The organism is Ideonella sp. (genome assembly GCF_041914305.1).
In the GTDB taxonomy this organism is placed as follows: Bacteria; Pseudomonadota; Gammaproteobacteria; order Burkholderiales; family Burkholderiaceae_C; genus Ideonella.
In genome coordinates, this window is sequence record NZ_JAYSDQ010000033.1 from 17,693 (window position 1) to 27,948 (window position 10,256).

The 10,256-nt window shown below is 64.8% G+C and carries 12 protein-coding genes; all 12 read left to right on the forward strand.

Going from position 1 to position 10,256, the window contains the following annotated elements:
* Window positions 1-37 precede the first annotated feature (37 nt).
* Window positions 38-397 (forward strand): NADH-quinone oxidoreductase subunit A, encoded by a 360-nt coding sequence (locus tag ACE3SG_RS28280; protein WP_374569610.1) that lies wholly within the window; start codon window positions 38-40, stop codon window positions 395-397.
* Window positions 398-462: 65 nt separating this feature from the next.
* A complete protein-coding gene (locus ACE3SG_RS28285) occupies window positions 463-939 on the forward strand; it encodes an NADH-quinone oxidoreductase subunit B family protein (RefSeq protein ID WP_328577948.1) in 477 nt (158 codons plus the stop codon).
* A gap of 25 nt (window positions 940-964) precedes the next feature.
* Window positions 965-1,564 carry an NADH-quinone oxidoreductase subunit C gene (locus ACE3SG_RS28290; RefSeq protein ID WP_374569611.1) on the forward strand — a complete coding sequence of 200 codons (600 nt, stop codon included), beginning with the start codon at window positions 965-967 and terminating at the stop codon, window positions 1,562-1,564.
* A gap of 9 nt (window positions 1,565-1,573) precedes the next feature.
* On the forward strand, window positions 1,574-2,827 hold the full coding sequence (locus ACE3SG_RS28295; RefSeq protein WP_374569612.1) for an NADH-quinone oxidoreductase subunit D: 1,254 nt from the start codon (window positions 1,574-1,576) through the stop codon (window positions 2,825-2,827).
* Complete coding sequence (gene nuoE, locus ACE3SG_RS28300; protein WP_374569613.1) at window positions 2,824-3,354, forward strand: NADH-quinone oxidoreductase subunit NuoE; 531 nt, start codon at window positions 2,824-2,826, stop codon at window positions 3,352-3,354. Before ACE3SG_RS28295 ends, nuoE begins: the two co-directional genes overlap by 4 nt.
* A 4-nt stretch (window positions 3,355-3,358) precedes the next feature.
* Window positions 3,359-4,741: an NADH-quinone oxidoreductase subunit NuoF gene (gene nuoF, locus ACE3SG_RS28305; protein ID WP_374569614.1), complete on the forward strand. Its 1,383-nt coding sequence runs from the start codon at window positions 3,359-3,361 to the stop codon at window positions 4,739-4,741.
* A gap of 12 nt (window positions 4,742-4,753) precedes the next feature.
* Window positions 4,754-7,066, forward strand: coding sequence for an NADH-quinone oxidoreductase subunit NuoG (nuoG, locus tag ACE3SG_RS28310; RefSeq protein WP_374569615.1), 2,313 nt, complete (start codon window positions 4,754-4,756; stop codon window positions 7,064-7,066).
* A 26-nt stretch (window positions 7,067-7,092) separates the two neighbouring features.
* Window positions 7,093-8,154 (forward strand): NADH-quinone oxidoreductase subunit NuoH, encoded by a 1,062-nt coding sequence (gene nuoH / locus ACE3SG_RS28315; RefSeq protein ID WP_374569616.1) that lies wholly within the window; start codon window positions 7,093-7,095, stop codon window positions 8,152-8,154.
* A gap of 18 nt (window positions 8,155-8,172) precedes the next feature.
* The gene (gene nuoI, locus ACE3SG_RS28320) at window positions 8,173-8,670 is read left to right on the forward strand and encodes an NADH-quinone oxidoreductase subunit NuoI (protein ID WP_374569617.1); all 498 of its coding nucleotides are present in this window, start codon (window positions 8,173-8,175) and stop codon (window positions 8,668-8,670) included.
* A gap of 24 nt (window positions 8,671-8,694) precedes the next feature.
* Window positions 8,695-9,333 (forward strand): NADH-quinone oxidoreductase subunit J, encoded by a 639-nt coding sequence (locus tag ACE3SG_RS28325; RefSeq protein WP_374569618.1) that lies wholly within the window; start codon window positions 8,695-8,697, stop codon window positions 9,331-9,333.
* A complete protein-coding gene (gene nuoK, locus ACE3SG_RS28330) occupies window positions 9,330-9,647 on the forward strand; it encodes an NADH-quinone oxidoreductase subunit NuoK (protein WP_329721384.1) in 318 nt (105 codons plus the stop codon). The genes ACE3SG_RS28325 and nuoK overlap by 4 nt, the downstream gene beginning before the upstream one ends.
* A gap of 27 nt (window positions 9,648-9,674) precedes the next feature.
* Window positions 9,675-10,256 (forward strand): proton-conducting transporter membrane subunit (locus ACE3SG_RS28335; RefSeq protein ID WP_374569619.1); only part of this gene is annotated, 582 nt, incomplete at its 3' end.

Here is a 10,256-nt window from a genome sequence, read left to right on the forward strand (position 1 = left end):
GGATGGGACAAACGACGCGACTGCTGGACACCCGACCATGGACCTGCAACCTTACCTCCCCGTCATCCTCTTCATCTTGGTCGGTGCGGCGGTCGGTGTGCTGCCCCAGATCATCGGCTTCGTCTTCGGCCCCAACCGGCCTGACGCCGAAAAGAACTCCCCTTACGAGTGCGGCTTCGAAGCGTTCGAAGACGCCCGCATGAAGTTTGACGTTCGCTACTACCTGGTAGCGATTCTGTTCATCCTGTTCGACCTCGAAATCGCCTTTCTGTTTCCGTGGGCGGTTTCGCTGAAAGACATCGGCGCATCGGGCTTCTGGGCCATGATGATTTTCCTCACCATCCTGGTGGTGGGGTTCGTCTACGAATGGAAGAAGGGCGCTCTCGACTGGGAGTGATCCCGGCCACGGGCTGTACGCCGAGCGGTTCTTGAGCTCGCTCGGCATCGAGAGGCACGCATCACATGGGTATCGAAGGCGTTCTGAAAGAGGGCTTTGTCACCACCTCGGTCGACAAGCTGGTGAACTGGTCGAAGACCGGTTCGTTGTGGCCGATGACATTTGGCCTGGCCTGCTGCGCGGTCGAGATGATGCATGCCGGTGCGGCGCGCTACGACATCGACCGCTTCGGCATGTTGTTCCGCCCCAGCCCGCGCCAGAGCGACCTGATGATCGTGGCCGGCACGCTGTGCAACAAGATGGCGCCGGCCTTGCGCAAGGTCTACGACCAGATGGCCGAGCCGCGCTGGGTGCTGTCGATGGGCTCTTGTGCCAATGGTGGTGGCTACTACCACTACAGCTACTCGGTGGTGCGCGGCTGCGACCGCATCGTGCCGGTCGATGTTTACGTGCCGGGCTGTCCGCCGACGGCCGAAGCGCTGCTCTACGGCATCCTGCAACTGCAGGCCAAGATCCGCCGCGAAAACACGATCGCCCGCTAAATCGCCCCTCAGGTCTTAGGCAAGCATGACGCAGAAACTCGACAACCTGCAGGCGGCGCTCGAAGCCGCGCTCGGCGGGCGCATCAAGCAATTCAAGCGCGACCGCGGCGAGATCACCATCACGGTGGCCGCGGCCGATTGGTCCGAGGTGGCCACGCAGCTGCGTGACGACTCGCGCCTGCGCTTCGAGCAGCTGATCGATCTGTGCGGCATGGACATGTCGGCCTACCGAGACGAGCCGAACGATCGCGCGCGTTATCTGGTCGTCTCGCACCTGCTGTCGGTCAGCCTGAACTGGCGCCTGCGCGTCAAGGTTTTTGCGCCCGACGACGACCTGCCGGTGGTGCCTTCGGTGACGCCGATCTGGAGCTCGGCCAACTGGTTCGAGCGCGAAGCCTTCGACCTGTACGGCATCATTTTCGAAGGCCATGCCGACCTGCGTCGCATCCTGACCGACTACGGCTTCATCGGCCACCCGATGCGCAAGGACTTCCCGGTCTCGGGTCACGTCGAGATGCGCTACGACGCTGAAACGCGGCGAGTCGTCTACCAACCGGTGACCATCGAGCCGCGCGAGATCACGCCACGTGTGATCCGCGAAGACAACTACGGTGGCCTGCACTGATCCGCAACCATGGCTGAAATCAAGAACTACACGCTGAACTTCGGTCCGCAGCACCCGGCCGCGCACGGCGTGCTGCGCCTGGTGCTCGAACTGGACGGCGAAGTCATCCAGCGCGCCGACCCGCACATCGGCCTGCTGCACCGCGCGACCGAGAAGCTGGCTGAGAGCAAGACCTTCATCCAGTCGCTGCCCTACATGGACCGCCTCGACTACGTGTCGATGATGTCCAACGAGCATGCGTACTGCCTGGCGATCGAGAAGCTGCTCGGCATCGAGGTGCCGCTGCGCGCGCAGTACATCCGCGTGATGTTCGACGAGATCACCCGGCTGCTGAACCACCTGCTGTGGCTCGGTGCGCACGGTCTCGACTGCGGCGCGATGAACATCCTGATCTACTGCTTCCGCGAGCGGGAAGATCTGTTCGACATGTACGAAGCGGTGTCGGGCGCGCGCATGCACGCGGCCTACTATCGCCCAGGTGGTGTCTACCGCGACCTGCCGGACGCGATGCCGCAGTACAAGGTCAGCAAGATCAAGAACGAGCGCGCGATCAGCAAGCTGAACGAGAACCGCCAGGGTTCGCTGCTCGACTTCATCGACGACTTCTGCGCGCGCTTCCCGAAGAACGTCGACGACTACGAGACGCTGCTGACCGACAACCGCATCTGGAAGCAGCGCACCGTCGGCATCGGCGTCGTGTCGCCCGAGCGTGCGTTGAACCTCGGCTTCAGTGGCCCGATGCTGCGTGGCTCCGGCATCGCATGGGACCTGCGCAAGACGCAGCCCTACGAGGTCTACGCCAACATGGACTTCGACGTGCCCGTCGGCGTCAACGGCGACACCTACGACCGCTACCTGGTCCGCATCGAAGAGCTGCGCCAGTCCAACCGCATCATCAAGCAGTGCGTCGACTGGCTGCGCAAGAACCCCGGCCCGGTCATCACCGACAACCACAAGGTGGCGCCGCCTTCGCGTGTGGACATGAAGTCCAGCATGGAAGAGCTGATCCACCACTTCAAGCTCTTCACCGAAGGCTTCCACGTGCCCGAAGGCGAAGCCTACGCGGCGGTGGAACACCCGAAGGGCGAGTTCGGCATCTACTTGGTCAGCGATGGTGCCAACAAGCCCTACCGCCTGAAGATCCGTGCCCCCGGCTTCCCGCACCTGGCGGCGCTGGACGAGATGGCGCGCGGCCACATGATCGCCGACGCCGTCGCGGTCATCGGCACCATGGACATCGTGTTTGGCGAGATCGATCGATGAGCTTGAGTGAACCCACCAAGGCGCCCGCGACGCCTCTGCCAGCGGCAACGCTGGAGCGTTTCGCGAAGGAAGTCGCCAAGTACCCCGCCGACCAGAAGCAGTCGGCGGTGATGGCCTGCCTGTCGATCGTCCAGCAGGAACAAGGTTGGGTGTCGATGCAGGCCGAGGCCGAGATCGCCGCATACCTGGGCATGGCGCCGATCGCCGTGCACGAGGTGACCACGTTCTACAACATGTACAACCAGCAGCCGGTCGGCAAGTACAAGCTGAACGTCTGCACCAACCTGCCTTGCCAGCTGCGCAACGGGCAGACCGCGCTCGAACACCTGTGCAGCAAGCTGGGTGTCGAAGACGGCGGCACCACGGCCGATGGCCTGTTCACGGTCGCCAAGTGCGAGTGCCTGGGTGCCTGCGCCGATGCCCCGGTGATGCTGGTCAACGACCGGCAGATGCTGAGCTACATGCAGCCCGAGAAGCTCGACGAGCTGGTCGCGCTGATTCGCGCTGAAGCTGGAAAGGCCGCCTGACGCCATGGCTCTCGATCTCTCGCGCTTCCAGGCCAGCGGCCTCGAAACCTGTTTCCACGATCGCCACATCGGCGCCCAGATCTACGCCGGCCTGGACGGCAAGAACTGGCGCCTGGCCGACTACCAGGCCCGCGGTGGCTACCAGGCCCTGCGCAAGGTGCTGGGCCTTGACGGCGGCGAGGCGATGACGCCCGACCAGGTGATCGCCGAGGTCAAGGGCTCGGGCTTGCGCGGCCGTGGCGGCGCGGGCTTCCCGACCGGCCTGAAGTGGAGCTTCATGCCGCGCGCGTTCCCGGGCCAGAAGTACCTCGTCTGCAACTCCGACGAAGGCGAACCGGGCACCTGCAAGGACCGCGACATCCTGCAGTACAACCCGCACATCGTGATCGAAGGCATGGCCATCGCCGCCTACGCGATGGGCATCTCGGTGGGCTACAACTACATCCACGGCGAGATCTTCGGCACTTACGAGCGCTTCGAGGCGGCATTGGAAGAAGCCCGTGCCGCGGGCCTGCTGGGCGACAAGATCCTGGGCAGCAACTTCAGCTTCCAGCTGCATGCCTTCCACGGCTTCGGCGCCTACATCTGCGGCGAAGAAACCGCGCTGCTCGAATCGCTCGAAGGCAAGAAGGGCCAGCCCCGCTTCAAGCCGCCGTTCCCGGCCAGCTTCGGCCTGTATGGCAAGCCGACCACGATCAACAACACCGAGACCTTCGCGGCGGTGCCCTGGATCATCCGCAACGGCGGCCAGGCCTACCTCGAATGCGGCAAGCCGAACAACGGCGGCACCAAGATCTTCTCGATGGTCGGCGACGTCGAGCGCCCAGGCAATTACGAGATCCCGATGGGCACGCCGTTCTCGAAGCTGCTCGAGCTCGCCGGTGGCGTGAAGGGCGGCAAGAAGCTGAAGGCGGTGATCCCGGGCGGCTCGTCTGCCCCGGTGCTGCCGGCCCACGTGATGATGGACTGCACGATGGACTATGACTCCATCGCCAAGGCCGGCTCGATGCTGGGCTCGGGCGCGGTCATCGTGATGGACGACACCCGCTGCATGGTGAACAGCCTGCTGCGCCTGTCGTACTTCTACATGCACGAATCCTGCGGCCAGTGCACGCCGTGCCGCGAAGGCACCGGCTGGTTGTGGCGCGTGGTCAACCGCATCGAGCACGGCGAAGGCCGCGCCGACGACCTGGCCCTGCTCGACAACGTGGCCGAGAACATCATGGGCCGCACGATCTGCGCGCTGGGCGACGCAGCGGCGATGCCGGTGCGCGGCATGCTCAAGCACTTCCGCGACGAGTTTGCTTACCACGTCGAGCACAAGACCTGCATGGTCGGTGGGGGTGCACGCCAGCACGCCCACGCTCACGCCACCGCCACGGCCTGACGACGAAACAACATGGTTGAAATCGAACTCGACGGCAAGAAGGTCAGCGTCATCGAAGGCAGCATGGTGATGCATGCGGCCGACGCCGCGGGCACCTACATCCCGCACTTCTGCTACCACAAGAAGCTCTCGATCGCGGCCAACTGCCGCATGTGCTTGGTCGAGGTGGAGAAGGCGCCCAAGCCGATGCCGGCCTGCGCCACGCCCGTCACGCAGGGCATGATCGTTCGCACCAAGAGCGACAAGGCGCTCAAGGCCCAGCAGTCGGTGATGGAGTTCCTGCTCATCAATCACCCGCTGGACTGCCCCATCTGCGACCAGGGCGGCGAGTGCCAGCTGCAGGATCTGGCCGTCGGCTACGGTGGCTCGTCGTCCCGCTACCAGGAAGAAAAGCGCGTCGTGTTCCACAAGGACGTCGGCCCGCTGATCTCGATGGAAGAGATGACGCGCTGCATCCACTGCACCCGCTGCGTGCGCTTCGGCCAAGAGGTGGCCGGCGTGATGGAGCTGGGCATGATCCACCGCGGCGAGCATTCCGAGATCACCACGGTGGTCGGCGAGACGGTCGATTCCGAGCTGTCGGGCAACATGATCGACATCTGCCCGGTCGGTGCGCTCACCAGCAAGCCTTTCCGCTACTCGGCCCGCACCTGGGAGCTGTCGCGCCGCAAGAGCGTCAGCCCGCACGATTCGACCGGCGCGAACCTGATTGTTCAGGTCAAGAACCACCAAGTGATGCGTGTCGTTCCGCTCGAAAACGAAGACGTCAACGAATGCTGGATCGCCGACCGCGATCGCTTCAGCTACGAGGCTGTCAACAGCCCGCAGCGGCTGACCCAGCCGATGATCAAGCAGGGCGGCCAGTGGCAGGCGGTGGACTGGAACACCGCACTCGGCTACGTGGCTGATGGCCTGAAGCGCGTGAAGGTCGAGTTCGGCGCCGAATCGATCGGCGCGCTCGGCAGCGTCGGCAGCACGGTCGAAGAGCTGCACCTGCTGGCCAAGCTGGTGCGCGGCCTGGGCAGCGACAACATCGACCACCGCCTGCGCCACGCCGACTTCACGGTGGGCGAGGGCGCCCAGTGGCTGGGCATGCCGATCGCAGCGCTGACCAAGCTCGACCGCGTCTTCGTCGTCGGCTCGTTCCTGCGCAAGGACCATCCGCTGTTCGCGCAGCGTATTCGCCAGGCCGCGCGCCATGGCGCCAAGGTGCTGAGCCTGAACGCCTCGCACGACGATTGGGCCATGCCCGTCGCCGCGCAGCTGACGGCGGCCCCGGGTTACTGGGCCCAGGCCTTGGCCGACGTGGCCGGCTACATTGCCAATGCGCGTGGCATCGCCGCGCCGGTGCAGGCCATGGTGTCGCCGCAAGCCGAGGTGGTGGCCAATGCCCTGCTGTCCGGCGAGCGCAAGGCCATCCTGCTGGGCAACGCGGCTGCGCAGCACCCGCAAGCCTCGACGCTGCTGGCGCTGGCCAACTGGATCGGTGAGCAGACCGGTGCCACCGTCGGCTTCCTGACCGATGGCGGCAACCGCGTCGGCGCCCAGCTCGTCGGTGCGCAACCGGCCAACGGCGGCTTGAACGCCGGCCAGATGCTGACCCGGCCGATGAAGGGCCTGCTGCTGCTGAACGTCGAGCCTACGCTCGACGCGGCCGATGCCGCGGCGGCGCGCGCTGCGCTGCAAGGGTCTGGCCTCTTGGTTGCACTGACCGCCTTCAAGGACGCCGCCGTCGACAACGCCGACGTGCTGCTGCCGATCGCGCCGTTCACCGAAACCGGTGGCAGCTTCGTGAACGCCGAAGGCCGCCTGCAGAGCTTCCATGGCGTCGTGCGCGCCATGGGCGACAGCCGCCCGGCCTGGAAGGTGCTGCGCGTGCTCGGCAACCTGTTGGGCTTGCAAGGCTTCAGCCAGGAGTCGGTCGAAGAAGTTCGCGCCGAAGCGCTGGGTGATGCCGGCACGCTGGCGCAACGCCTGTCGAACGTCACCAAGGTGGGCATGCAGCCGCCGGCGCCGGTGCAAGGCTTGCAGCGCCTGGCCGACGTGCCGATCTACGCCACCGACAGCCTGGTGCGCCGTGCCGTGTCGCTGCAACTGACCGCCGATGCCAGGGCACCGGTGGCCCGCTTGCCGCAAGCGCTGTGGGCCCAGCTGGGCTTGCAGGACGGCGCCAAGGTGCGCGTGTCCCAAGGCACCGCCAGCGCGGTGCTGCCGGCCTACCTGGACAACACCCTCGCCGCGAACGTGGTGCGTGTGCCCGCCGGGCATGCCGACACCGCCTCGCTGGGTGCGATGTTCGGCCCCATCACCGTGGAAGTGGCCTGAGGCCCGAGCAGGACGCAGGAATCCTCATGATCGATAGCTTCAATCAAGCCGGCCTGGCGCTGATGGGCGGCGTGCTGTGGCCGGTAGTCTGGTCGCTGATCAAGATCGTCGTCGTCGTCGCCCCGCTGATGGGTTGCGTGGCCTACCTGACGCTGTGGGAGCGCAAGGCCATCGGCTGGTCGCAGATCCGCCCGGGCCCGAACCGTGTCGGCCCGTTCGGCCTGCTGACGCCGATTGCCGATGCGGTCAAGCTGGTCTTCAAGGAGATCATCCGCCCGACCGCGGCGAACAAGGGCTTGTTCTTCCTCGGCCCGGTGATGACCATCATGCCGGCGCTGGCCGCCTGGGCGGTGGTGCCGTTCGGCCCCGAGGTCGCGCTGGCCGACGTCAATGCCGGCTTGCTGTTCCTGATGGCGATCACTTCGATGGAGGTCTACGGCGTGATCATCGCCGGCTGGGCCTCGAACTCGAAGTACGCGTTCCTCGGTGCGCTGCGCGCGTCGGCCCAGATGGTCTCGTACGAGATCGCAATGGGCTTCGCGCTGGTCGTCGTGCTGATGGTGTCGGGCAGCCTGAACATGACCGACATCGTGATGGGGCAGGGCAAGGGCCGCATGGCCGACATGGGCCTGGGCGTGCTGTCGTGGAACTGGCTGCCGCTGCTGCCGATCTTCGTCGTCTACTTCATCTCGGGCCTGGCTGAAACCAATCGCCACCCGTTCGACGTGGTCGAAGGCGAGTCGGAAATCGTGGCCGGCCACATGATCGAGTACTCGGGCATGGCGTTCGCGATGTTCTTCCTCGCCGAGTACGCCAACATGATCCTGGTGTCGACACTGTGCGTGTTGATGTTCCTGGGCGGCTGGCTGAGCCCGTTCGCTTTCCTGAGCTTCATTCCCGGCTGGATCTGGCTGGCCATCAAGGTCTTCGTGGTCGTCACGATGTTCCTGTGGGTGCGCGCCACGTTCCCCCGCTTCCGCTACGACCAGATCATGCGTCTGGGCTGGAAGATCTTCATCCCCGTCACGCTGGTGTGGCTGGTCGTCGTGGGTCTGTGGATCCAGTCACCGTTCAACATCTGGCCCTAAGGCGAGGTCGCACAAGCTATGTCTACCGTCGCTTCCCTCAAAGACCTTTTCTCCAGCTTCCTGCTGACGGAGCTGTGGAAGGGGCTGATGCTCACCGGCCGCCACTTCCTGTCGCCCACCATCACGGTGCAGTTCCCGGAGGAAAAAACGCCGCTGTCGCCGCGCTTTCGTGGCCTGCATGCGCTGCGCCGCTATGACAACGGCGAAGAGCGCTGCATCGCCTGCAAGCTGTGCGAGGCCGTGTGCCCGGCCATGGCGATCACGATCGAGTCCGACGTGCGGGCCGACGGCTCGCGCCGCACGACCCGCTACGACATCGACCTGACCAAGTGCATCTTCTGCGGCTTCTGCGAAGAAAGCTGCCCGGTCGACTCGATCGTCGAGACCCACATCTTCGAATACCACGGCGAAAAGCGCGGCGACCTGTACTTCACGAAGGACATGCTGCTGGCCGTCGGCGACCGCTATGAAAAAGAGATCGCCGCCAACAAGGAGGCCGACGCGAAGTACCGCTGACCGGCGGCTTCTCGCGAGACAACCATGAATACGACCTCCGCTTTGTTCTACCTGTTTTCGGCCGTGCTGCTGGTGTCGGCCTTCCGGGTCATCACCGCCCGCAGCACGGTGCATTCCGCGCTGTTCCTGGTGCTGGCCTTCTTCAATGCCGCCTGCGTGTGGATGCTGCTGAAGGCCGAGTTCCTGGCGATCGCGCTGGTGCTCGTCTACGTTGGCGCGGTGATGGTGCTGTTCCTCTTTGTGGTGATGATGCTGGACATCAACACCGACAGTCTGCGAGAGGGGTTCTGGACGCACTTCCCGTTGGCCGCCTTCATCGGCGTGTTGATCGCGCTCGAGATGGCGCTGGTGCTCAAGGGTGGGTTCCGCCTGACCGATGCAGCGCCGCTGCCTGAGGACCTGGCCAAGCTGGGTAACACCCGGGCGCTCGGCAAGGTCGTCTACACGCAGTACCTGTACCCGCTGCAGGTTGCCGCCGTGCTGCTGCTGGTGGCGATCATCTCGGCGATCGCGCTGACGCTGCGCAAGCGCAAGGACAGCCGCTACCAGGATCCGTCCGAACAGGTTCGGGCGAAGAAGGCCGACCGCGTTCGCCTCGTCAAGATGGACGCGGTGATCGAGAAGCCGGCCGCAGCCGCCACGCCCGAAGGAGGCAAGGCATGACCGCCACCGGCATCACCCTTGGCCACTACCTCTCGCTCGGCGGCATCCTGTTCGCCCTGTCGGTGGTTGGCATCTTCATGAACCGGCGCAACCTGATCGTGCTGCTGATGGCGATCGAGCTGATGCTGCTGGCCGTCAACATGAACTTCGTCGCCTTCTCCCACTACCTGGGCGACATGGACGGCCAGGTGTTCGTGTTCTTCATCCTCACCGTGGCTGCCGCCGAATCGGCGATCGGCCTGGCGATCCTCGTCGTGCTGTTCCGCAACCGGGCCACCATCGCCGTGGACGAGCTGGACTCCCTCAAGGGCTGACGGCGCACCCAACGCCCCAAGAAGAACATGTCTGCACAACTCTCCCAGAACCTGCTCCTGACGGTGCCGCTGGCCCCGCTGGCCGGCTCCGTGATCGCCGGTCTGTTCGGCAAGGCAGTGGGCCGTCGCGGCGCGCACCTGATCACCATCCTCGGCGTGCTGATCGCCTTCATCGTCTCGGCGATGGTGCTGAAGGCGGTGGCGCTCGAAGACGCCCGCTACAACGCCACCGTTTACGAGTGGATGAACCTCGGCGGCCTGAAGATGGAGGTCGGCTTCCTCATCGACGGCCTGACCGCGATGATGATGTGCGTGGTGACCTTCGTGTCGCTGATGGTGCACATCTACACCATCGGCTACATGGAGGAAGACCCGGGCTACCAGCGCTTCTTCTCGTACATCTCGCTGTTCACCTTCTCGATGCTCATGCTGGTCATGAGCAACAACTTCCTGCAGCTGTTCTTCGGCTGGGAAGCGGTGGGCCTGGTGTCGTACCTGCTGATCGGCTTCTGGTACAAGAAGCCGACCGCGATCTTCGCCAACATGAAGGCCTTCCTGGTCAACCGGGTCGGCGACTTCGGCTTCATCCTCGGCATCGGCCTGATCGTC